Source organism: Agrococcus phoenicis, from assembly GCF_047302415.1.
In the GTDB taxonomy this organism is placed as follows: domain Bacteria; phylum Actinomycetota; class Actinomycetes; order Actinomycetales; family Microbacteriaceae; genus Agrococcus.
This window is the reverse complement of sequence record NZ_CP154854.1, coordinates 363,872-384,634: the sequence shown is the minus strand read 5'-3', so window position 1 is coordinate 384,634 and position 20,763 is coordinate 363,872. Positions and strand designations below refer to the sequence as shown.

The window sequence follows — 20,763 nt, the reverse complement described above, 5'->3', positions numbered from 1 at the left end:
GGGCTCGAACGGCCCGCGCGGGGCGGGCCTGGCTGGATCGACCGGGCGTGCGTCAGCCGGTGACAGCGCCGGTGGCGGCGGACTGCACGAGCTTGGCGTACTTGGCGAGGACTCCGCGCGTGTAGCGCGGGGGCAGCGGCTCCCAGCCCTCACGCCGGGAAGCGAGCTCTGCCTCGTCGACGATCAGGTCAAGCGAGCGAGCGGCGATGTCGACCTTGATGCGGTCTCCGTCGCGCACGAAGGCGATCGGACCGGAGTCGACCGCCTCAGGGGCGATGTGGCCGATGCACAGGCCGGTTGTGCCGCCTGAGAATCTGCCGTCCGTCAAGAGTAGTACATCCTTGCCGAGCCCAGCGCCCTTGATGGCCGCGGTGATGGCGAGCATCTCGCGCATGCCGGGACCGCCCTTCGGGCCCTCGTAGCGGATCACGACGACGTCGCCCGCCTGGATCTCGCCGTTCGTCAGCGCATCCATCGCCGCGCGCTCGCGATCGAAGACGCGCGCCGGGCCCTCGAAGACCTCGGCGTCGAAGCCGGCCGTCTTGACGACGGCGCCGTCGGGGGCGAAGGTGCCGGAGAGGATCGTCAGGCCGCCAGTGGCGTGGATGGGGTCGGCTAGCTCGCGGACCACCGTGCCGTCGATCGGCTGCGGGTCGAGCTCGGCGAGGTTCTCGGCGAGGGTCTTGCCGGTCACCGTGAGCACGTCGCCGTGCAGCAGACCGGCGTCGAGCAGCGCCCGCATGACGACCGGCATGCCGCCGACGCGGTCGAAGTCCTGCGCGACGTAGGCGCCGAAGGGCTTGACGTCTGCCAGGTGCGGCGAGCGCTCCCCCACGCGGCGGAAGTCGTCGAGGGTCAGCTCGACCCCGGCCTCGTGCGCGATCGCCAGCAGGTGCAGCACCGCGTTCGTGGAGCCGCCGAGCACCATCGCGACGGTGATGGCGTTCTCGAACGCCTCCTTCGTCAGGATGTCTCGGGCGGTGATGCCGCGCCGCAGCAGCTCGACGACCGCGGCGCCCGACTGGCGGGCGTAGTAGTCGCGGCGGCGGTCGGCCGAGAGCGGCGTCGAGGAGCCCGGCAGGCTCATGCCGAGCGCCTCTGCGACGCAGGCCATGGTGTTCGCGGTGTACATGCCGCCGCATGCGCCCTCGCCCGGGGCGAAGCCGCACTCGATGCGGTGCAGGTCCTCCGCCGAGATCTTGCCGGCCTTGTAGGCGCCGACCGCCTCGAAGGAGTCGATGATCGTCATCGACTTCGGGATCGTGCCGTCCTCGAGCTTCGCGAAGCCGGGCGCGATCGATCCGGCGTAGACGAACACGCTCGCCAGGTCGAGCCGCGCGGCCGCCATGAGCATGCCCGGCAGCGACTTGTCGCAGCCGGCCAGCAGCACGGTGCCGTCGAGGCGCTCGGCCATCACGACCGTCTCGACGCTGTCGGCGATGACCTCGCGCGAGACGAGCGAGAAGTGCATGCCCTCGTGGCCCATCGAGATGCCGTCCGAGACCGACACGGTGCCGAACTGCAGCGGGTAGCCGCCGCCGGCGTGCACGCCCTCCTTCGACGAGCGCGCGAGGCGGTCGAGCGAGAGGTTGCAGGGGGTGATCTCGTTCCACGAGCTCGCGATGCCGATCTGCGGCTTCTCCCAGTCGGCGTCGCCCATGCCCACGGCGCGCAGCATCCCGCGGCTGGTGGTCGCTTCGACGCCGTCCGTGACGGCACGGGAACGCGGCTTGATGTCGATCTCAGGCATGCTGCGATCCTACGCCGCGGGTGATGTCTGATCTGGCCGCGCGGCGCGGCCGAGGGCCATCGCAGCACCGCGTCCGCTCCCCGTCGGCTGGCTGGCACGCACCGAGAGGGTCTACCGTCGAGACATGATCCCGATCGGCCTCAGCACGATCTCCGTCTTCCCCAAGGGGGTCGAGGACGGCTTCCGCCTCTCGCGCGAATCCGGGTTCGACGGCGTGGAGGTCATGGTGACCACCGACTCGAAGACGCGCAGCCCCGAGCGCCTGCTGGAGCTCGCCGACCGCTACGAGCAGCCCATCATGGCGATCCACGCGCCGGTCGTGCTGCTGACGACCTTCGTGTGGGGGCGCGACCCGTTCGTGAAGCTCGACCGCTCGGCCGAGCTCGCCGTCTCGGTGGGCGCGCCGACGGTCGTCGTGCACCCGCCGTTCCGCTGGCAGGGCAAGTACGCCAGGACCTTCACCGACGCGGTGCGCGCCACCGAGCAGAAGCACGGCGTCGAGGTCGCTGTCGAGAACATGTTCCCGTGGGCGGCCGGCGGCATCGACCGCCAGGCCTACCTGCCGGGCATCGACCCGAGCCTCATGGACGTCGACCACGCGACGCTCGACTTCTCGCACTGCGCGCTCGCGAAGCGCGACTCGATGCAGCTGGCGCTCGACCTGGGCGACCGGCTGCGCCACGTGCACCTGACCGACGGCGTCGCCGCCGAGGAGGGCCGCGTGTTCGACGAGCACCTGATCCCCGGCCACGGCAACGAGCCGGTCGCCGAGGTGCTGCAGATGCTCGCGCAGCAGCAGTGGTCGGGTCAGGTGATCGCCGAGATCAAGACGCGGCAGGCCCGCTCGGAGCGCGACCGGCTGCGGCTGCTCACCGAGACGATCGAGTTCGCACGCGAGCACCTCGCGGTCGGCCCCACCGCAACCGGCGAGCCCGCACCGGCCTCCTCGACGCCGGAGCCCGAGCCCGGCAGCTGAGCTGCGGCTCAGGGCGCCAGCTCGCCCCGGCCCTGCACGGGCCCCTCCTGCGCGCGACCCTCGCGCAGTCGGCCCTCCCGCAGTCGAGCCTGGGCACTGCTCGCGTCGTCGACGAGCCGCGTGACGAGCGCGACGAGCGCTGCCCGGTCGGGCTTGCGCATCCGCCCCCGCCTCGGCAGCGCGCCGATCGCCACGACCAGGTCGGGCAGCGCGCCGTGGTCGATGAGGCCCGGCAGGGCCGCCGCGACGCGCCTGGCGAGCGGATGCGCGGGGTCGGGGCCGAGGTCGTCGGGCGCGCCCTCGGGCACGACGGCGACGACGACGCGGTCGTCGCCGATCGCGTCGGGCACCCCCACCATCGCCGCGTCGACGACGCCGGGCAGCGAGGCGATGAGCGGCTCGTACAGCCCGACGTAGATGTTCTGCGTGCCGCGCAGCAGCATGTCCTTCTTGCGGCCGAGCAGCGTGAGGCGGCCGTCATCGATGCGGGCGAGGTCGCCCGTGCGCACCTCGGCGAGCTCGTCGGGCAGCTCGTGCAGGTAGGCGCGCGCGAGCCCGGGCCCCGCGAGCACGAGCTCGCCGTCGTCGATGCGCGCCTCGACGCTCGGCACGACGTCGCCGACCAGGTCGCCGCCGCTCGGCGCGCGCAGCTTCTCGCCGCCGTGGGCGATGGCGACCGGCAGGATCTCGCTCATCCCGTAGACGCAGCGGATGCGCGCATCGGGGAAGCGGGTGAGCGCGCGCTCGATGAGCGGCGGCAGCACGGGCGCCCCGCCGAGGGCGATGAGCTGCAGGCCGCCGATCCCGGAGCCGCGCTCGTCGAGCAGGCGCAGGATGGCGTCGAGGCCGCCGGGCGAGGCGAAGACCGCGTCGGCGCGCTCGAGGTGGGGCAGGTAGTGCTCCGGCGAGGCGCCCGGGTCGAGGCCCGCGGGCGGGAGGGTCCAGTGGCTGCCGGCGATGAGCGCGGGGATGCCGATCATCAGCTGGTCGGTGAGCAGGCGGAGCCCGGGCGTGAGGCCGAGCCCCGCGCGGACGTCCGCCAGACCGGCGCCGAGCGAGGCGAGCGTGTGGAGCACCGCCTTCGGCTCGCCCGTCGTGCCGGAGGTGAAGATCAGCAGCGCGTCAGCGGCGGCGTCGGCGGGCGGCAGCCGCCTCGGGCGGGTGCGCGCCAGCGCGTCGAGGCGGTGCGCCCCTCGCGGCGAGCCCGGCAGCCGGCGGCCCGTGACGATGTGCCGCGCGTGCGGCAGCAGCTCGGCGTAGGCGGGCAGGTCGATGCCGCGGGTGCGCGCGACGCGGCGCAGGCCCGGGCTCGAGACGAGGTGCAGCAGCGACTCCGCAGCCGTCCACTGCGGCTGCGCGAGCGCGAGCCGGGCGGCGAGCAGCTCAGGGCCCGCACCCAGGTCGACGAAGGCGATCTGACCGCCCGCGCGGCAGATCGCGAGCGCGAGCACCACGGCGTCGGCCGATGGACGGACCGAGAACGCGACGCGATCGCCCGGCTGCATCCCCGCATCCGCGAGCCCCGTCGCGACCCGATCGATGCGCTCGCCGAGCTCGGCGAAGGTCAGCGTGCGGGGTCCGGAGGTGAGCGCCGGTCGCGAGGCGTGCTCGCGGGTGGCGGCCAGCACGGCCTCGAGCATGCTCACGGGCGGGCCTCCACGATCAGGCGCGAGTACGCGGGCAGCAGCTGGCCGCGGGCGGGGGTGCGCTCGATCACCCGCAGCGCGCGGCCGGCGCGCGCCACGCGGCGGAGCGCCGCGAGCAGCAGCCGGATCTCGGCCATCGCGAGCGGTGCGCCGATGCAGAAGTGGGCGCCGGCGCCGAACCACAGCTGCTTGAGCCCTGCGGCTCGATCGCTCGCGGGGTCGAAGCCGCCGGCGGCGCGGTCGGCGGCGTAGGTGACGATGATGACGCGATCGCCGGGTGCGACCGCGACCGACCCGATCGTGCGGGCCGCGAGCGTCGAGCGCAGCATGACGGGCGTCGGCGTCGTCCAGCGCAGCCCCTCGGCGATCGCGCGCTCGGCCGGCTCGTCGTCGAGGGCCTCGTGCAGCGTGTCGCTGTCGGCGAGCAGCGCGGCGATGCGCGGGATGGCTGCGGCGATCGTCTCGGTGCCCGTGAGGATGAACGCGCCGACCGCGCTCAGCGCCTCCTCCTCGCTGAGGCCGAGGCCGCGCAGCCGCCCCGGCACGGTCGACTCGTCACCGCGGTAGGCGGCCGCGGCGTGCTCGCCGAGCGCGTCGAGCACGGCGCGGGCGCTCCTGACCTGCGCGGGGCGCAGCGTCGGGCGAGTGAGGCGCACCATGCCCGTGATGCCCGCGATCTGCTGGAACAGCCGGTCATCGACGGCCTCCCGCTCGAGCCCGACGAGCAGCGCGATGGCGGCGCTCGCCGAGCGCCGGGTGTGGGCGGCGAGGTCGACGCGATCGCCCGCGAGCAGGCTGCGCTCGAGGGCGGCGGCGCCCTCGCCCAGCGACTGCTGCACGAGCGGTTCGACGAAGGCGGGCGAGAAGATCGGGGCGAGTCGGCGTCGCAGCGCCCGGTGGTCGTCGCCGTGCATGTTCACCAGCACCCGCGCGCCGAGCACGGGCGTCCACAGATCGCTCGACGCACCCTTGCCCTGCTTCGAGAAGCCCTCGCCGTCGAGCAGCACCTGGCGCGCGAGCGCGGCGTCCTTGACGACGACGCCGAGCCCCGGCACGCGCCGCACCGGCCCGCGCACCGCCTGCAGCAGCGGGTAGCCGATCGGGTGCACCGCGCGCATGAGCCGCGCGTCGTGGCGCATCGCGAGCGCCAGGCGACGCGTGCGGTCGGCCGTCATCGGATGTCCACGTGCGACGGCCGGTACGCGTGATCCTTGTACCAGAGCAGCGTGTTCTTCAGCCCCCACGCCTGCACGCGGCGCGACGAGCCGCGCACGACGACGTCGTCGCGACGCGCGACCCTCCCCGTCAGCCGCCGCACGGCGTTCACGAGCGCGCGATCCTCGTGCAGCTCCTCGATCGCGGTGCGCGGGAATCCGCCGCACGCCTCGTACATGGCGCTGGTGATCCCGACGTTGCAGCCGGCCGCCATCACGTAGGGGCCGTGGAACTCGGGGCCGTTGTTCGACGGCCGCAGCACGCCGAAGGCATCCGCCACCCTCACCGCCGCGGTGAGGCCCGCTCGGCGGAGCGGGCCCAATCCCTCGTCGTGCCGGGGCACGAGCAGCCCGGCGACGAGCTCGAGCCCCAGCCCGCCCTGCGCGCGCGGCGCGAGGGCGCGGCGGATGCGGGCCGTCCAGTCGAGCCGCGGGATGCAGTCGGCGTCGGTGCGCGCGAGCATCGTCGCGCCCGCGGCGATCGCGGCGCGCATGCCGGTGTCGGCGGCGGCGCCCGTGCCCTTCTGCGACTCGTGGATCACCCGCCAGCGCTGCAGGCCGCGCTCGGCGATGAAGGCCTCGATGATCGCGCGCGAACCATCGGTCGAGGCGTTGTCGACGAAGATCGCGTCGAAGTCGGCGTCGCGCTGCGCGGCGAGCTGGCGGAGCGTCGGGCCGATGCCGCGAGCCTCGTCGAAGACCGGCACCACGACGAAGAGGCGACCGGGCGCGCCCGCCGCACCGCTCACAGCCGCACCGCCGCGGCCCCGAGGCTGATGCCGCCCGCCAGGCCGACCAGCAGCACGAGGCTGCCGGGGCCGACCAGCCCGTCGTCGAGCGCGCGCCGCAGCTGGATCGGCAGGGTCGCCGAGGCGAGGTTGCCGTGCTGCGCGACGGTGGGCAGGATGCGCTCGACGCCGAGCCCCAGCCGCTCGGCGATCGGCGCGAGGTGGGGCTCGGCCACCTGGTGCATGAGCACCAGGTCGACGTCGTCGAGCCCGATGGCGTGGCGGGCGAGGAGGCCCGTCACGAGCTCGGGCCCGAGCGCCATGAAGGCCCGCTGCAGCCCTCGCCCGTCGATGTCGAAGTAGGTGGCCTCCGGATCGCGCGGGCGCATCGAGCCGCCCATCGGCAGCGTGCCGATCGACCAGTGGTGGCTCGCGGCCGAGAACGCCATCCCCACGACCCCCCGGCCGTCGCCCGCTGGCGCAGCCTCGAGGATGAGCGCGGCACCCGCATCGCTCATCGTGTAGCCGGGGAACGAGCGCACGAACTGGTGCCGGTCGGCGACCCGCCAGCGCACTGCGCTGGTCGGCGTCTCCCCGCTCGCGATGAGCACGCGCCGGGCCTGGCCCGAGACGATGAGCGCCTGCGCCACCTGCACGGCGTTCAGCACCGAGTTGCAGGCGTTCTTCACGTCGAAGACCGGCACGCCGAGGCCCAGCCTGTCGCTCACGATGTGCGATGTCGCCGGCTCGATCAGATCCTGGCTCGCGCTCGCGAACACCAGCAGGTCGACGGGCTCCGGCGAGGCCTCGATCGCTCGACGCGCCGCGTGCACCGCGAGGTCGGAGGCCTGCTCGCCCTCCTCGCGCTCGTGCACCCGGTCGACGCCCGTCATGCGATGGATGAGCCCGACCGGCAGCGGCACCCCCGGGTTCTCCTCCCGCAGGCGCCGCTCGGTCTGCGCGGTGGTGCGGATGCGGGAGGGCAGGTGGGTGCCCACCGCGGCGATGGCGGCGGTGAGCGGCGCGGAGGTCGTCGGCACTGTCGGAGCGTAGCCCGCCGCGCCGCCCGAGCCGTGATCCTCGGCGCTACGCGGCGGCGGGCGCCAGCGCGTCGAGGGCCCGGATCCGCTCCCCCGTCGCCCTCCGGCGCGCCGAGCGCACCGCGAGCGCTGCGGCCAGCAGGCCGAGGCCCGCGAAGATCACCAGCATCGCCACCGAGGCGCCCACCCCGCCGGCGCCCGCCGCGATCGCCTGCAGCGCATCCGCCGCGTGCGTCATCGGCAGCACGGGCGCGATGCTCGCGAAGCCCTCGCCGAGCGCCTCGCGCGGCACCAGTCCGCCGGCGGCCACCGCCTGCAGGCCGAGCAGCACGAGCGAGACGACCGCGCCGACCGGGCCCCACCACGCGACGAGCGCGAGGTGCAGCAGCGTCGCGACGGCGGCGAACAGGAGCGCGACCCCGATCGTGGCGGGAGCCGCCGACCAGGCGACGCCGCCGATCGTGTGCACGACGAGCGTGGCGAGCAGCGCCTGCAGGCCGACCAGCCAGGCCGAGCGGATCAGCAGCGTCGAGAGCACGCGGCCGTCGGGCTCGCCGGAGGCGAGGACGCGGCTGCGGCTGCGGGCCAGCACGAGGGCGAGCGCGAGCGCGCCGAGCCACAGGCCGATCGGCACCGCGACGGTCAGGATGCGTGCCTCGCCGGTGGGCAGCGGGTGCTGCTCGGCGAGGTCGAAGCCGACCGGGTTCGTCGCGACGTCGGAGAGGTTCTCCAGCTCGGTGTCGCTGAGCTGCGGCAGGGCGTCGAGCCCTTCGCGGAGGCCGTCGGCGAGCTGCGTGCCGCCATCGCCCAGCTGCTCGGCGCCGGTCTGCGCAGACCGCGCACCGGCGGCCAGCTGCACGGCGCCGGACCCCAGCTCGCCGAGGCCCGTGCCGAGCTCGCGCGTGCCGTCGGCGAGCTGCTGCGCACCGGTGACCGAGGCGCCGAACCCGCCCTCGAGCTCGCCGAGACCGCCGGCGAGCTGCGCCGCGCCGTCGCGCAGCGCCGGCGAACCGGCCGATGCCTGCGCGGCACCGTCGGCGAGCTGCGCCGCACCCTCTCGCACGCCTGCACCGCCGGCGATCAGCTGCGCCGCACCGGAGTCGAGCTGGTCCAGCCCCCCGGTCACCTCGCCGAGGCCCGCGGCGAGCGCGCCCCCGATGTCCTGCTGCTCGAGCTGCGCGAGCCCCGCGGCGAGCTGCCGCGCCGCCTCGAGCGCCGCCGGGTCGGTGCCCGGGTCGGCCTCGAGCGCCGCGACGATCTGGGCGGCAGCCGACGACGAGGAGCCGATGGCCTGCTCGAGCTGGCCGATGCCGCCCGCCTCGATCGCCTGGTCGAGCCCAGCGCCGATCTGCGAGGTCAGCTGCTGCACGCCGCCGGCGAACTGGTCGACGCCCGCGGTGTACTGGTCGATGCCGCCGCTCAGCTGCGCGGCGCCGCCGGCCAGCTGGTCGACGCCGCCGGTGTACTGCCCGACGCCGTCGCGGAGCGCGGCGCTGCCGTCGGCGAGCTGGCCGATGCCCTGCTGCGCCGTGCCGAGGCCGCCCGCGAGCTGGTCGCCGCCGTCGGCGAGCTGCAGCGCGCCGTCCTGCGCGCTGCCGGCGCCGTCGGCGAGCTGATCGACCCCGCCGGCGATCTCGCCGATGCCCTCCGCCAGTTCCGCGCCGCCGTCGCCGAGCGCATCCGCCCCGTCGACGACCGCGCCGAGCTGCTCGGCCATCGTGCCCATGCCGCCGTAGATCCCCGAGATGAAGCCGCTCGTCACGACGTCGCCGAACGACGCCATGATCGACTCGCCCGTCTCGGTCGCGAGGCTGGTCGCGAGCCCGCTCGAGCTCGCGTCCGTCACGATGCGGATGCCGGCCTGCTGCGGCTCGTCGCCCTGCAGGCTCAGCACGCGCTCGGAGAAGTCCTCGGGGATCGTCACGATCGCGCGCACGTCACCGGCCGCGAGGGCCTCTGCCGCGTCCTCCTCGTTCAGGATCAGGAAGTCGAAGCCGTCGTCGTCGTCGGCGACCAGGTCGGTGACGACCTGGCGACCGGCGAACATCGTCGACTCGGTGCCGTCGGCGGCCGTGGTCGTGATGATCTGGTCGCTGTTGACGACGGCCGCGGCGACGTCGCGCTCGCCGTCGACGGCCGGGCCCAGCGACCATGCGGCGAGCGCGGCGATCGCGAACGGTGTCGCGGCGGCCGCGGTCAGCGCGGCAGCCTTCCTGAGCGTGCTGGTCATCGGTCTGCTCCCGTGGTCGCGAGATCCCCGCTCGGGGATCCGCTGTCGGTCGGTCGGTCGTCGTCGGTGCCGGATGCGGCGTCGGCGCGGGCGGCCTCGGCCTCGCGAGCCTCTGCCTCGCGGTCCTCCGCGGCCGCGTCCGCTGGCGACAGCTCGAGGGTCGCCCGCCCGTGCGCCTCGGGCGAGGGCTCGCTGGTGACGATGGTGAGGTCGTCGCCGCCCAGGCGCGCCGCGAGCGCCGCGGCGCCGGTCGGGGCGCCGGCCGCGGCGTCGATCCAGACGAGGTTCGGCGTGCGCTCGAGCGCGATGGCGAGCAGCACGGCGGTGCGCTCGAGCGGTGCGAGCCTCGCGAGCGGCGCCGCGGCGTCGATCGCGCTGCCCGCGGCCGAGCCGGCGCGCTCCACGAGCTGGTCGGCGCGCGCGTCGAGCACGGGCCCGACCGCGAAGGGCGAGCGCAGCGCCAGCGCGGCCCTGGCCGCCTGGTGCGCCGACTCGACGTGCCCGTCCAGGTCGACGAGTGCGATGCGGTCGCGCAGGGCGGCGACGTCGCCGGGCAGCGCCGCTCCGCCGACGTGCGCGCGGCCGGCCGCTCCGATGTCGCCCAGCAGCGCGTGCGCGAGCCGCTGCCGGTCGGCGAAGGGGCCGTCGAGGCGCACGACCGCGCCGCGCGGCGCCGTGATCGTCCAGGAGGCGCTGCCGGGCTCGTCGTGGCCGGGCTCGGGGCGCAGGCGCTCGAGCGCGAGGTGACCACCCGCATCCGTCGCCCACGCGAGGGCGGTGCGGTGCCGTCCGAGGCTCTCGCCCTCGACATCCATGTCGGGCATCGCGCGGTCGAGCCACCTCGGCAGCCACCAGGCGCGCTCGCCCATGAGCGTCATGAGCGCCGGGATCAGCGTCATGCGCACGAGGAAGGCGTCCACCGCCACGCCGACCGCGAGGCCGAGCGCGATCGCCTTGATCATCGCCATGCCCTCCGGCACGAACGCGAAGAAGACGAAGAACATGATCAGCGCGGCTGCCGTGACGACGCGGGCGTTCGCGGCGAAGCCGTGGCGCACGGCGCTGATCGCGCGGTCGGGGTCGGAGGCGCGCCCGTGGGCGTAGGCCTCGCGCATGCCGGAGACGAGGAACATCTGGTAGTCCATCGCGAGCCCGAACAGCACGGCCATGAGCAGCACCGGCATGAACGACAGGATGGGCCCGGGCTCGGCGTGCAGCAGCTCGATGCCCCAGCCCCACTGCATGACCGCGACCACCGTGCCGAAGGCGGCGAGCACGGAGCCGAGGAAGCCGAGCGCTGCCGTGATCGGCACCAGGATCGAGCGGAACACGAGCATGAGCAGCACGATCGCGAGCGAGACGACGACCGCGCCGAAGGGCAGCAGCGCGTCGGCGAGGCGCTGCGAGACGTCGATCTGCACCGCGGTGGCGCCCGTGACGGCGATCGGGGTGCCGTGCTCGGCCTCGAGCGCGGGGGCTGCGTCGCGGATGCGCTGCACGAGCTCGGCGGTCGCGTGGTCGGTGGGGCCGGTCTCGGCGATCACCTGCACGATCGCGGTGTCGGCCGTCTCGTCCGGGTAGGCGCTGCCGATGCGGTCGACGCCCTCGATCTCGGCGAGGTCGTCGGAGAGGTCGTCGAGCACGCCCATGATGTCGGTGACCTGCGTGATGTCGGCCATCACGACCAGCGGGCCCGTCGAGCCGTCGCCGAAGCCCTCCTGCAGCGTGTCGTAGGCGACGCGCTGCGTCGTGCCCTGCGCCTCGCGTCCGTTGTCCGGCAGGGCGAGCTCGAGGCTCGCGGCGGGCACGGATGCGACGCCCACGACCGCGAGCACGGCGAGGATCGCGACCCACGGCCGCTTGGCGACGCCCGTGACCCAGCGCATCCCGAGCGTCGGCCGCTCGTCCACGTCGCGCTCGGCGAGGCGCGCTGCGCGACTGCCCGGCTTCGGGCGCAGGCGCTCGCCCAGCAGCGCCATGATCGCCGGCAGCAGCGTCGCGGCGGCGGCCACGGCGATCGCGACCGAGGCAGCAGCGCCGATGCCCATCACCGATAGGAACGGGATGCCGACGATCAGCAGGCCCGTGAGGGCGATGATGACGGTGAGCCCGGCGAAGAGCACCGCGGTGCCGGCGGTGCCGACGGCGAGCGACCCCGACTCGACGACGCCCATGCCGCGCGCGAGCTGCGAGCGGTGCTTCGAGAGGATGAAGAGCGCGTAGTCGATGCCGACCGCGAGGCCGATCATCAGCGCCATGAGCGGCGCGGAGTTCGAGACCGTCACGAGCGCTGAGGCGCCGAGCACGCCGCCCATCGTGATCCCGACGCCCACGAGCGCGGTGATCAGCGGCAGGCCGGCCGCCAGCAGCGACCAGAAGGTGACGAACAGCACGATGCCGGCGAAGAGCACGCCGAGGCCCTCGACCCAGGAGATCGGCACGCTCGTGGCCTGGAACGCCTGCCCGCCGAACTCGACCGCCAGGCCGGACTCGCGCGGCGCATCCGCCGTCGCCACCAGCTCGTCGAGCCCCGCGGGCGCAGCCCCGGAGCCGCTCGGCTCGAACTGCACCTGCGCGAAGGCGTAGCGGCCGTCGTCGGAGATCTGGTCGGCCGCGAACTCGTCCCAGGGACCGAGCGCCGTGGCGATGTCGTCGATCTCGGCGATCTCGGCGACCTGCGCCTCGATCTCGTCGCGGAACTGCTCGACCTGCTCCCCCTCGGGCGCGGCGTAGACGACCTGCACCGCAGAGCCGGCGACCTGCGGGAAGACGCTGGAGAGGCGATCGAGGGCCTGCTGCGACTCGGTGCCGGGGATGTCGAAGGATTCCTGCATGTCGGGGCCGAGCGCGAGCGCGCCGCCCAGCACGCCGCCGAGGGCGAGCACCCAGGCGATGATGACGAACCATGCGCGGCGCATCGAGGCTGCGCCGACGCGGGAGAGCCACGTGGCCATCAGGCGTCCTTCCGATCGGTGGTGGCGCTCGCTGCGCCAGCGGTGTGCGCTGCGACGGTCGCCGCAGGGTCGTGCTCCGCCGGCAGCGGCGGGCACAGGTCGACGATCGTGTCGATCAGCACGCGGCGCTTGAGCTCGCGGTCGAACTCGGGCACGTCGTCGCGCTCGGCCTCGCCGATCAGGAAGGCCGCGCCCGCGAGCCCGATGGAGAGGCGCATGACCTCCGGCGTCGCCGACGCCTCGGCGATGAGCACCTCGGCCATGCGGTTCACGAGCGCGTTGGCGCGGCCGATGACCGGCACGTCGAGCAGCGCGCCACGCTGGCTGACGAAGATCGTGACCGCGCGCGCGTGCGCCTGCAGCAGATCGACGAAGACGGTGATCAGCGAGACCAGGTCGTCGCGGCTGAAGGCGTGGTGCTGCTCGCTGGTGGGCACCTGCTGCAGCAGCGACTCGAGCGCGTCGAGCGCCGGCGCCATGGCGGCCTCCAGCAGCGACTCCTTCGAGTCGAAGTGGTAGAGCACGGAGGACTTCGAGGTGCCGACCGCGTCCGCGATCTGCTGGATCGAGGTGCCGAGGTAGCCGAAGCGGGCGAAGCGCTCGAGCGCCGCTTCCAGGATCGTGTCGCGAGTGGTCACGTGACACCACTGTACTGACCGATCGGTCAGAGTTCGACCGATCGGTCAGGATCCATAGCGGATGCGTGGGTTCCGGCGTCGCTCAGCCCGCGGCGCTAGGTTGGTCGCGACAAGGAGGCGTGATGCGCAAGTACCTGTTCAACGCTGGAGTCCTCAGCGCCATCGCGAGCGGCCTGGGGGTCGCGAAGGCGACGCGCCAGGGGCCGCGCGACTGGCGGCTCGGGCTGCTGTGGGCCAGCTGGGGCATCGGCGTCGCGCTCGCCCTCGGCTCGGTCAAGCAGCGCGAGGAGAGCATCCGCCAGCAGGAGCTCGAGCGAGAGCTGCGCAAGGCCGCCAAGGGCAAGTGAGCCCCGACCCGCGAAGCGCTGACGCCGATCGCGTGCTCGTGATCGGCGACGCGCTCGTCGACGAGGTGGACGGCGCCTCCATCGTGGGCGGCGCGGCGCTCAACGTGGCCGTGGGCCTCGCGCGCCTCGGGGTGCCGGCGCGCCTCGTGGCCATGGTCGGCGAAGACGCAGCAGGTCGACTGGTGCGCGAGCACTGCGCGGCGCACGACGTCGAGCTGCTCGCCGCGCCCGCACCCCGCGGCACCGCCGTCGCCCGCGCCGAGCGCGTCGGCGGCACGATGCACTACGCCTTCAACGAGGCCGGAGCGCGCCGCTTCGTCGAGCTCGCGGGGCTCGAGCACGAGCTCGAGCGCGCGCCGCTCGTCGTGGTCTCGTGCCTCGCGCTCGAGCACGAGTCGCAGATCGCGCCCCTGCTGGCGATGCCGCGCCCGAGCGAGCGGCTGCTCATCGATCCCAACGCGCGTCCCGGGTACCTGGGGTCGCCCGGCGCGCGCGAGCGCTTCGCCGCGGGCCTCGATGCCCTCGCCGCCCGCGCGCTGCTCGTGAAGGTGAGCGACGAGGACACCGAGCTCGTCTACGCCGAGGACGCCGCGGAGACCGCGGGTCGTTGGCTGGCGGCCGGCACCGGCGCGGTGGCGATCACACGCGGCCCCGACGGCGCCCGCGTGGCGACGGCTCGCGGCTGGGTCGACGCCTTCGTGCCGCAGCTCGCTGCACCCCTGGTCGACACCATCGGCGCCGGCGACAGCGTGCTGGCTGCGCTCACCGCATCCGTCATCGCCGGCGACCACGAGCGCGGATGGGCGGGGCCGCTCGCACGGGCGATGGCCGTGGCCGCCGCCACGACCCGCGTCGCCGGCGGCCTCCTGCAGCTCCCGGAGCAGCGGGCCTCCTGAGCCCGCCGCGCGTCGGGCGGCGCGAGCCACCTGCTCGCCAGTGGCGCGGCGGGCGCGCCTAGCATGGTGCAATGGCCCTGAAGTCGCTCGACCAGTCCTCGAAGCTCAAGCACGTCCTCTACGAGATCCGCGGCCCGGTGGCCGCCGAGGCCGCGCGGCTCGAGGCCGAGGGGCACCGGATCCTGAAGCTCAACATCGGCAACCCCGCGCCGTTCGGCTTCGAGACCCCGGACACGATCGTGCAGGACATGATCGCGAACCTGCCGCTCGCCGAGGGCTACTCCGACTCGAAGGGCATCCTCTCGGCCCGCCGCGCGGTCGTGACGCGCTACGAGGGCGTCCCCGGCTTCCCGCAGCTCACGGTCGACGACGTGTTCCTCGGCAACGGGGTCTCCGAGCTCATCACCATGACCATGCAGGCGCTGCTCGACTCCGGCGACGAGGTGCTGATCCCCGCGCCCGACTACCCGCTCTGGACGGCGATGACCTCCCTCGGCGGCGGCACGCCGGTGCACTACCTGACGGATGAGGCGAACGGATGGGTGCCGGACCTCGCCGACATCGAGGCCAAGATCACGCCGCGCACCAAGGCCATCGTGGTCATCAACCCGAACAACCCCACGGGTGCCGTCTACACGCGAGAGGCGCTGCAGGGCATCGTCGACCTCGCGCGGCAGCACTCCCTGCTGATCCTCGCCGACGAGATCTACGACCGCATCCTCTACGACGACGCCGAGCACGTCTCGATCGCGACGCTCGCGCCCGACCTGCTGACGCTGACGTACAACGGCCTGTCGAAGACCTACCGCGCGGCGGGCTTCCGTGCCGCGTGGCTCGCGATCACCGGGCCGAAGTCGCACGCGGCGGGCTTCCTGGAGGGCTTGACGCTGCTGGCATCGACGCGCCTCTGCCCCAACGTGCCGGCGCAGTACGGCATCCAGGTCGCCCTCGGCGGCGTGCAGTCGATCGAGTCGCTGATCCTGCCCGGCGGCCGGCTGCTCGAGCAGCGCGACGCGGCGGTGCAGGGCCTGCAGCGGATCCCGGGCGTGAGCGTCGTGAACCCGAAGGGCGCGCTCTACCTGTTCCCGCGGCTCGATCCGGAGGTGCACGAGATCCGCGACGACCGCCAGTTCGCGCTCGACCTGCTGCGCGAGCAGAAGATCCTCGTGACGCACGGCACCGGCTTCAACTGGCCGGCGCCCGATCACTTCCGCATCGTGACGCTGCCGTGGAAGCGCGACCTCGAGGATGCGGTCGAGCGGATCGGCAACTTCCTCGCCTCGTACCGGCAGGTGTGATCGGATGACGGGCCCGCTGCTGCTGCGCGCCGAGGCGATGCGCACGGCTCGGCTCGAGCTCGAGCCGCTGCGCGTGGAGCACGCCGACGAGGCAGCGGCGGTCTTCGACGACGTCGCGCTGCACGCCTTCATGGGAGGAGCGCCGGCGAGCGCCGAGCAGCTGCGCAAGCGCTACCGGCAGCAGGCGGTCGGGCACTCCCCCGACGGCTCGGAGGCCTGGGTCAACTGGTTGCTGCGCCGCCACGACTCGGGCGAGCTCATCGGCACGGTGCAGGCGACGGTCAGCCCCGCCGCGCCGCGCGCTGATGCCGCTGGCGAGCCCTGCTCGGCCGAGGTCGCGTGGGTCATCGCCGGGCCTCACCAGGGTCGGGGATTCGCCTGCGAGGCCGCGATCGCGATGGCCGCCTGGCTGCGGCGCAGCGGCGTGACCACCATCCTCGCCCACATCCACCCGGAGCACGGCGCCTCCGTCGGTGTCGCGCGCGCGCTCGGCCTGCGCCGCACCGCCGTGGTGGTCGACGGCGAGGAGCGCTGGGGCGACGGACCGCTCCTGGAGGAGCCCTCGCACCGCGCTGCGGACGGCGATCCAGCTCGCGGGGCACGAGCCGCTCGCTGAGCGCGCATCGCTCGCCATCGCAGCCGCCTGCGGTGTCGCCGCCGGCGGTGCCCGCACTGCGTCAGCAACGGCAGCGGCAGCGTCGGCGGCAGCCGATCAGCTGAGCGCGCGCACGACGCGGGCGGGTGACCCGACCGCGATCACACCCGCGGGGATGTCTTTCGTCACGACGGAGCCTGCCCCGATGACGGAGTCCGCACCGATGGTGACGCCGGGGAGGACAGTGACGTTGGCCCCCAGCCAGACGTTCCGACCGATGACGACGGGTGCGGGGATGAGGTCTGCGCGGTGCGCGGGGTGCATGCCGTGCTGCAGGGTCGCGATGACCGCGTTGTGGCCGATCAGGCAGTCGTCGCCGATGGTGATCCCGCCCTGGTCCTGGAAGCGGCATCCGGAGTTGATGAACACGCGCTCGCCGAGCCTGATGTTCTTGCCGAAGTCAGCGGTGAACGGCGGGAAGAGCGTCACCGACGCATCGACGGGACGGCCGATGAGGGCTCCCAGCAGCGCCCTGACGCGAGCAGGCGGGTGGTAGCCGGAGTTGAGCTCGCCCGCGATGCGGAGCGCCTCCTGACTGGCCGCGTGCATCGTCGCATGCCCGGGTGAGCCGCCGGCGATGGTCTCGCCCGCGTCGAGGGCCGCGAGGAGGTCAGTGAGCGACATCGTGGTCGCCTCCCGGGCGGTCGGTCGGGTGGGCGTGCGCCTTCGCTCCGTGCTCCACGGGGAGCGCGGGAACGTCGGAAGACCAGCTGGCGAGCAGCTGGAGCCGTTCGGCCGACGGCGATCCCTGTTCGGCGGTGTAGATGAAGAGGCTGAGCCCGTCCTCGGCGGTGACGACGAGCTCGTCGTAGCGGAGCTCGAGATCCCCGACGATCGGGTGGCGGAAGCGCTTGGTGCCCGAGCCGTGCGTGCGCACGTCGTGCGCCGACCAGAGGCGGGCGAACACCTCGCTGCGGGTCGTGAGCTCGCCCACGAGGTCCTGCATCGTGCGATCGTGCGGATCCCGCCCTGCCTCGACGCGCATGATGCCGACGCACATCTGCGCGAAGAGCTCCCAATCCGGGTAGAAGTCGCGCGACGCGGGATCGAGGAACTGGAAGCGCGCCAAGTTGGGTGCCCTTCCCCCGGCGCCGATCACGGGCGAATAGAACGCTGCGCCCAGCGCGTTCGTCGCGACGAGGTTCTGGTGTCGGTCCCGGACGAACGCGGGGCCGCCCGTGATCGCGTCGAGCATGCGCTGCAGCGCGAGCGACGCGGGCTGCTGCGGCGTGGCACGCCGGCGCTGGCGGCCGGAGGTCGGGATGCCGTCGGCCGCGCGCGCGAGGTCGAGCAGGTGCATCCGCTCCGTCTCGTCCAGGAGCAGGGCTCTGGCGAGCGACTCCAGGACCGCGGACGACGCGCCGGCGATGGCACCGCGCTCGAGCTTCGCGTAGTACTCGACACTCACGTCGGCCAGCATCGCGACCTCGGAGCGGCGCAGCCCCGCGACGCGTCGGTTCGCGCCGGCGACCAGCCCGACGTCGGCGGGCGAGAGTCGCGCACGCCGCGTCGTGAGGAACTCGCGCACCTCTGCCTCGTTGTCCATGCGGACCACCGTACGACGGCTCGGGCGGGCGAGGGATGCACTGCCGGTGCACCCCTCGCCAGGGACTCCCCGCCCGCATCGCTCCCGGCTTGACTGGCACCGTGGCCCGACGGCCCCTGGGAAGCCGGAGCCGCCGATGCCGAGCACGACGACCGCAGCAGCGTGCGCGTCGCGCGCACCACCGAGAGAGGAACCCGCATGCGAGCAGCCCTGATGTACGACGCCGGCGATGTCCGGGTCGAGGAGGTCCCCGACCCGTCCATCCAGCGTCCGACCGACGCGATCATCCGCGTGACGCACGCCTGCGTCTGCGGCTCCGACCTGCATCCGTACCACTCGCTGGAGGCGACGCCCGAGGGTCGCCCTATGGGCCACGAGGCGATCGGCGTCGTCGAGCAGGTCGGCTCGGCGATCGAGCGACTGGCGGTCGGCGACACCGTGATCGTCCCCTTCGCGTGGTCCGACAACACGTGCACGTACTGCCGCGAGGGCGTGACGACCTCGTGCGTGCACGGCGGGTTCTTCGACGGCGCGCCATCCGCGGCGCAGGCCGAGCAGCTGCTCGTGCCCCAGGCGGACGGCACCGCGGTCGTCATCCCGGAGGGCACGGACGAGGCGCTGATGCCCTCGCTCCTCACCCTCTCGGACGTCTACCTCACCGGCTACCACGCCGCCCGCACCGGCGGGGTCGAGGCGGGCAAGGTCGTCGTCGTGATCGGCGACGGGGCGGTCGGCCTCTCCGCGGTCCTCGCCTCCCGCCAGCTCGGTGCCGAGACGATCGTCCTGATGGGACGCCACGAGGATCGCACCGCGCTCGGCCGTGAGTTCGGCGCCACCCACGTGGTCGCCGAGCGGGGCGAGGCAGGCATCCAGCAGGTGCTCGACATCACCGGCGGCGAAGGCGCGCACGTCGTGCTCGAAGCCGTCGGTCACATGCCCGCGTACGAGCAGGCGTACGGCATCGTGCGTCCCGGCGGGACGATCTCCCGCGTCGGTGTGCCGCAGTACGAGGAGGCGCCGATCGGCTTCGCATCGCTGTTCGGCAAGAACGTGACCTTGACCGGCGGCCCTGCGACCGTCCGCGCCTACATCGAGGCCGCGCTGCCGCAGGTGCTCGACGGCACCATCACCCCTGGCAAGGTCTTCGACCGCGAGCTGCCCCTCTCCGAGATCGCGGAGGCATACCGCCTCATGGATGCGCGAGAAGCGCTCAAGGTGCTCATCCGCCCGTAGCCGCGCGGCGAGACGAGCAGAGCCCCTGGCCGGTGATCGATCACCGGCCAGGGGCTCTTCCTGGTACACCCCCCGGGACTCGAACCCGGAACCGATTGATTAAGAGTCAACTGCTCTGCCAATTGAGCTAGAGGTGCATGGCTTTCCAGCCGAGGATCAAGAATAGCAGACGATGTGGGCGCCGCGCACACTGCTTGGATGGAGCGGATGACGCACCTCGAGCCCGGCATGACCGCCCCCGACTTCACGCTGCCCGACCAGGACGGCCGCCCCGTGTCCCTCGCGGACCTCCGCGGCCGCAAGGCCATCGTCTACTTCTACCCCGAGGCGCTGACCTCGGCCTGCCAGCAGCAGGCCTGCGACTTCCGCGACCGGCTGCCCGACCTCACGCAGCACGGCTTCGCGGTGCTCGGCATCTCGCGGGACCCGCTGGAGCGCCTCGCCCGAGCCCATGCGCAGGACGGCCTGGGCTTCCCGCTGCTGAGCGATGAGGACCTCTCCGTGCACCGCGCCTGGGACACCTTCGGCGAGAAGAACAACTACGGACGCATCGTCCAGGGCGTGCGCCGCTCGACCTTCGTGCTCGACGAGCAGGGCGTCATCACGCACGCCTTCTACAACACGAAGGCGAAGGGGCATCTGCAGATGCTCGGGAAGCGGCTCGGGATCGCGAGCTGACCGCTCGCCTCGCGTGACGCGGGCGGCTGCGCACTCGCGCGTCGCCCGGCCTACGCCTCGACGTCCGGGTTCAGCCAGACCGTGACCGTGCGGCGCAGGACGAGCGCGAAGACGGCCACGCCGACCCCCGCCAGGATCAGCGCGAGCCACACCGGGCCCTCACCGCCGTCGAAGGTGCCGGCGGCCACGCCGATCTGCAGCACCTGCCAGACGATGGCGCCGGCCCGCGACCACGCCCTCCCGTCCAGCATCGCCTTCGCGACCTGGAGGAGGAAGAAGGCAGCGCCGGCCGCGAGCGCCGCGAGGAAGATGCCGCCCGCGATGTGCTCGGGCGGATCGCCGAGGGCGCTGACGGCGACCCAGACGGCGATCGCGAGCATGCCGAGCGCCTCCAGCAGGAGCAGCCCGCCGGCTGCTGTGGCGGTGGTCGGACGCACGCGCGGGTGATCGCTCACGGAAGAAAACCCTTGCCTCTCTTGGGGCGCTGTGGAAGCATGGAACGTCGGGCGGCACCGGTGCTGCGCCCCGAGACTTCTGCGCCGCGGGTACCGCGATGCGCGACTTCCCCCCTCCAATGTACAAGGAGCACATGTATGGATTGGCGTGATGACGCTGCCTGCCTCACGGTGGACCCCGAGCTGTTCTTCCCGGTCGGCAACACCGGCCCGGCGCTCGAGCAGATCGAGAAGGCCAAGGCCGTGTGCGCGACGTGCCCGGTGACCGAGATGTGCCTGCAGTACGCCCTGGAGACGAACCAGGACTCCGGCGTCTGGGGTGGCCTCTCCGAGGATGAGCGCCGCGCGCTCAAGCGCCGCGCCGCGCGCGCTCGCCGCGCCGGCTGACACGCACGCACCAGCACAGCGGGGTCGCCTCTCGGCGGCCCCGCTGTCGTGTGTGCGGCGGGCGGTGGAGCGCCTGTCGCCACGATCGCCCT

At 73.6% G+C, this 20,763-nt stretch carries 19 protein-coding genes and 1 tRNA gene; 8 read left to right on the top strand and 12 right to left on the bottom strand.

What is annotated here, in order from left to right:
• Positions 1-52: 52 nt before the first annotated feature.
• Positions 53-1,750 (bottom strand): dihydroxy-acid dehydratase, encoded by a 1,698-nt coding sequence (gene ilvD, locus AA0Z99_RS01875; protein ID WP_413318924.1) that lies wholly within the window; start codon positions 1,748-1,750, stop codon positions 53-55.
• Positions 1,751-1,874: 124 nt separating this feature from the next.
• Here ilvD and AA0Z99_RS01870 point away from each other — a divergent pair, with 124 nt between their 5' ends.
• The gene (locus AA0Z99_RS01870; RefSeq protein WP_413318922.1) at positions 1,875-2,726 is read left to right on the top strand and encodes a sugar phosphate isomerase/epimerase family protein; all 852 of its coding nucleotides are present in this window, start codon (positions 1,875-1,877) and stop codon (positions 2,724-2,726) included.
• An 8-nt stretch (positions 2,727-2,734) separates the two neighbouring features.
• Here AA0Z99_RS01870 and AA0Z99_RS01865 read toward each other — a convergent pair whose 3' ends face one another.
• The 7 genes from AA0Z99_RS01865 to AA0Z99_RS01835 are packed head-to-tail and all read right to left on the bottom strand — an operon-like array spanning position 2,735 to position 13,176.
• The gene (locus AA0Z99_RS01865; protein WP_413320729.1) at positions 2,735-4,366 is read right to left on the bottom strand and encodes a class I adenylate-forming enzyme family protein; all 1,632 of its coding nucleotides are present in this window, start codon (positions 4,364-4,366) and stop codon (positions 2,735-2,737) included.
• Between the two features lie 2 nt (positions 4,367-4,368).
• A complete protein-coding gene (locus AA0Z99_RS01860) occupies positions 4,369-5,547 on the bottom strand; it encodes a cytochrome P450 (RefSeq protein ID WP_413318920.1) in 1,179 nt (392 codons plus the stop codon).
• Entirely contained in the window at positions 5,544-6,335 is a 792-nt protein-coding gene (locus tag AA0Z99_RS01855) for a glycosyltransferase family A protein (protein ID WP_413318918.1), read from the bottom strand. Before AA0Z99_RS01855 ends, AA0Z99_RS01860 begins: the two co-directional genes overlap by 4 nt.
• Entirely contained in the window at positions 6,332-7,354 is a 1,023-nt protein-coding gene (locus AA0Z99_RS01850; RefSeq protein ID WP_413318916.1) for a 3-oxoacyl-ACP synthase III family protein, read from the bottom strand. Before AA0Z99_RS01850 ends, AA0Z99_RS01855 begins: the two co-directional genes overlap by 4 nt.
• A gap of 46 nt (positions 7,355-7,400) precedes the next feature.
• Positions 7,401-9,584, bottom strand: coding sequence for a hypothetical protein (locus AA0Z99_RS01845; RefSeq protein ID WP_413318914.1), 2,184 nt, complete (start codon positions 9,582-9,584; stop codon positions 7,401-7,403).
• Positions 9,581-12,538, bottom strand: a complete 2,958-nt coding sequence (locus tag AA0Z99_RS01840; RefSeq protein WP_413318912.1) for an MMPL family transporter — start codon at positions 12,536-12,538, stop codon at positions 9,581-9,583. The genes AA0Z99_RS01845 and AA0Z99_RS01840 overlap by 4 nt, the downstream gene beginning before the upstream one ends.
• Positions 12,538-13,176 (bottom strand): TetR/AcrR family transcriptional regulator, encoded by a 639-nt coding sequence (locus AA0Z99_RS01835; RefSeq protein ID WP_413318910.1) that lies wholly within the window; start codon positions 13,174-13,176, stop codon positions 12,538-12,540. Before AA0Z99_RS01835 ends, AA0Z99_RS01840 begins: the two co-directional genes overlap by 1 nt.
• Positions 13,177-13,298: 122 nt before the next feature.
• On the opposite strand from AA0Z99_RS01835, the gene AA0Z99_RS01830 reads away from it, so the two are divergent.
• The 4 genes from AA0Z99_RS01830 (at position 13,299) to AA0Z99_RS01815 (ending at position 16,333) form a co-directional block, all read left to right on the top strand.
• Positions 13,299-13,523, top strand: a complete 225-nt coding sequence (locus AA0Z99_RS01830; RefSeq protein WP_413318908.1) for a hypothetical protein — start codon at positions 13,299-13,301, stop codon at positions 13,521-13,523.
• Positions 13,520-14,419: a PfkB family carbohydrate kinase gene (locus AA0Z99_RS01825; protein ID WP_413318906.1), complete on the top strand. Its 900-nt coding sequence runs from the start codon at positions 13,520-13,522 to the stop codon at positions 14,417-14,419. Before AA0Z99_RS01830 ends, AA0Z99_RS01825 begins: the two co-directional genes overlap by 4 nt.
• A gap of 71 nt (positions 14,420-14,490) precedes the next feature.
• A complete protein-coding gene (locus AA0Z99_RS01820) occupies positions 14,491-15,717 on the top strand; it encodes a pyridoxal phosphate-dependent aminotransferase (protein WP_413318904.1) in 1,227 nt (408 codons plus the stop codon).
• A gap of 4 nt (positions 15,718-15,721) precedes the next feature.
• Entirely contained in the window at positions 15,722-16,333 is a 612-nt protein-coding gene (locus AA0Z99_RS01815; RefSeq protein ID WP_413318902.1) for a GNAT family N-acetyltransferase, read from the top strand.
• 96 nt (positions 16,334-16,429) lie between these two features.
• Here the strand turns inward: AA0Z99_RS01815 and AA0Z99_RS01810 are convergent, their stop codons facing one another.
• Together AA0Z99_RS01810 and AA0Z99_RS01805 are read right to left on the bottom strand one after the other, a co-directional pair.
• On the bottom strand, positions 16,430-16,996 hold the full coding sequence (locus tag AA0Z99_RS01810; RefSeq protein ID WP_413318900.1) for a sugar O-acetyltransferase: 567 nt from the start codon (positions 16,994-16,996) through the stop codon (positions 16,430-16,432).
• The gene (locus AA0Z99_RS01805; RefSeq protein ID WP_413318898.1) at positions 16,983-17,918 is read right to left on the bottom strand and encodes a helix-turn-helix domain-containing protein; all 936 of its coding nucleotides are present in this window, start codon (positions 17,916-17,918) and stop codon (positions 16,983-16,985) included. The genes AA0Z99_RS01810 and AA0Z99_RS01805 overlap by 14 nt, the downstream gene beginning before the upstream one ends.
• Positions 17,919-18,116: 198 nt before the next feature.
• Here AA0Z99_RS01805 and AA0Z99_RS01800 point away from each other — a divergent pair, with 198 nt between their 5' ends.
• Positions 18,117-19,151: a zinc-binding dehydrogenase gene (locus tag AA0Z99_RS01800; protein WP_413318896.1), complete on the top strand. Its 1,035-nt coding sequence runs from the start codon at positions 18,117-18,119 to the stop codon at positions 19,149-19,151.
• 61 nt (positions 19,152-19,212) lie between these two features.
• Here the strand turns inward: AA0Z99_RS01800 and AA0Z99_RS01795 are convergent.
• A tRNA-Lys gene (locus AA0Z99_RS01795) sits at positions 19,213-19,288 on the bottom strand.
• 70 nt (positions 19,289-19,358) lie between these two features.
• On the opposite strand from AA0Z99_RS01795, the gene bcp reads away from it, so the two are divergent.
• The gene (gene bcp / locus AA0Z99_RS01790; RefSeq protein WP_413318894.1) at positions 19,359-19,829 is read left to right on the top strand and encodes a thioredoxin-dependent thiol peroxidase; all 471 of its coding nucleotides are present in this window, start codon (positions 19,359-19,361) and stop codon (positions 19,827-19,829) included.
• A 50-nt stretch (positions 19,830-19,879) separates the two neighbouring features.
• Here bcp and AA0Z99_RS01785 read toward each other — a convergent pair whose 3' ends face one another.
• Complete coding sequence (locus tag AA0Z99_RS01785) at positions 19,880-20,284, bottom strand: hypothetical protein (protein WP_413318892.1); 405 nt, start codon at positions 20,282-20,284, stop codon at positions 19,880-19,882.
• Between the two features lie 138 nt (positions 20,285-20,422).
• Here AA0Z99_RS01785 and AA0Z99_RS01780 point away from each other — a divergent pair, with 138 nt between their 5' ends.
• On the top strand, positions 20,423-20,671 hold the full coding sequence (locus AA0Z99_RS01780) for a WhiB family transcriptional regulator (protein WP_072314150.1): 249 nt from the start codon (positions 20,423-20,425) through the stop codon (positions 20,669-20,671).
• Positions 20,672-20,763: the final 92 nt, after the last annotated feature.

Bases quoted from the DNA above. Each gene is read 5' to 3' on its own strand.
- AA0Z99_RS01800 (WP_413318896.1), top strand. From the start codon at position 18,117: ATGCGAGCAGCCCTGATGTACGACGCCGGCGATGTCCGGGTCGAGGAG.
- ilvD (WP_413318924.1), bottom strand. From the start codon at position 1,750: ATGCCTGAGATCGACATCAAGCCGCGTTCCCGTGCCGTCACGGACGGC.
- AA0Z99_RS01865 (WP_413320729.1), bottom strand. From the start codon at position 4,366: ATGCTCGAGGCCGTGCTGGCCGCCACCCGCGAGCACGCCTCGCGACCG.
- AA0Z99_RS01815 (WP_413318902.1), top strand. From the start codon at position 15,722: ATGACGGGCCCGCTGCTGCTGCGCGCCGAGGCGATGCGCACGGCTCGG.
- AA0Z99_RS01840 (WP_413318912.1), bottom strand. From the start codon at position 12,538: ATGGCCACGTGGCTCTCCCGCGTCGGCGCAGCCTCGATGCGCCGCGCA.
- AA0Z99_RS01820 (WP_413318904.1), top strand. From the start codon at position 14,491: ATGGCCCTGAAGTCGCTCGACCAGTCCTCGAAGCTCAAGCACGTCCTC.
- bcp (WP_413318894.1), top strand. From the start codon at position 19,359: ATGACGCACCTCGAGCCCGGCATGACCGCCCCCGACTTCACGCTGCCC.
- AA0Z99_RS01845 (WP_413318914.1), bottom strand. From the start codon at position 9,584: ATGACCAGCACGCTCAGGAAGGCTGCCGCGCTGACCGCGGCCGCCGCG.
- AA0Z99_RS01860 (WP_413318920.1), bottom strand. From the start codon at position 5,547: ATGACGGCCGACCGCACGCGTCGCCTGGCGCTCGCGATGCGCCACGAC.
- AA0Z99_RS01870 (WP_413318922.1), top strand. From the start codon at position 1,875: ATGATCCCGATCGGCCTCAGCACGATCTCCGTCTTCCCCAAGGGGGTC.
- AA0Z99_RS01805 (WP_413318898.1), bottom strand. From the start codon at position 17,918: ATGGACAACGAGGCAGAGGTGCGCGAGTTCCTCACGACGCGGCGTGCG.
- AA0Z99_RS01780 (WP_072314150.1), top strand. From the start codon at position 20,423: ATGGATTGGCGTGATGACGCTGCCTGCCTCACGGTGGACCCCGAGCTG.
- AA0Z99_RS01830 (WP_413318908.1), top strand. From the start codon at position 13,299: ATGCGCAAGTACCTGTTCAACGCTGGAGTCCTCAGCGCCATCGCGAGC.
- AA0Z99_RS01810 (WP_413318900.1), bottom strand. From the start codon at position 16,996: ATGTCGCTCACTGACCTCCTCGCGGCCCTCGACGCGGGCGAGACCATC.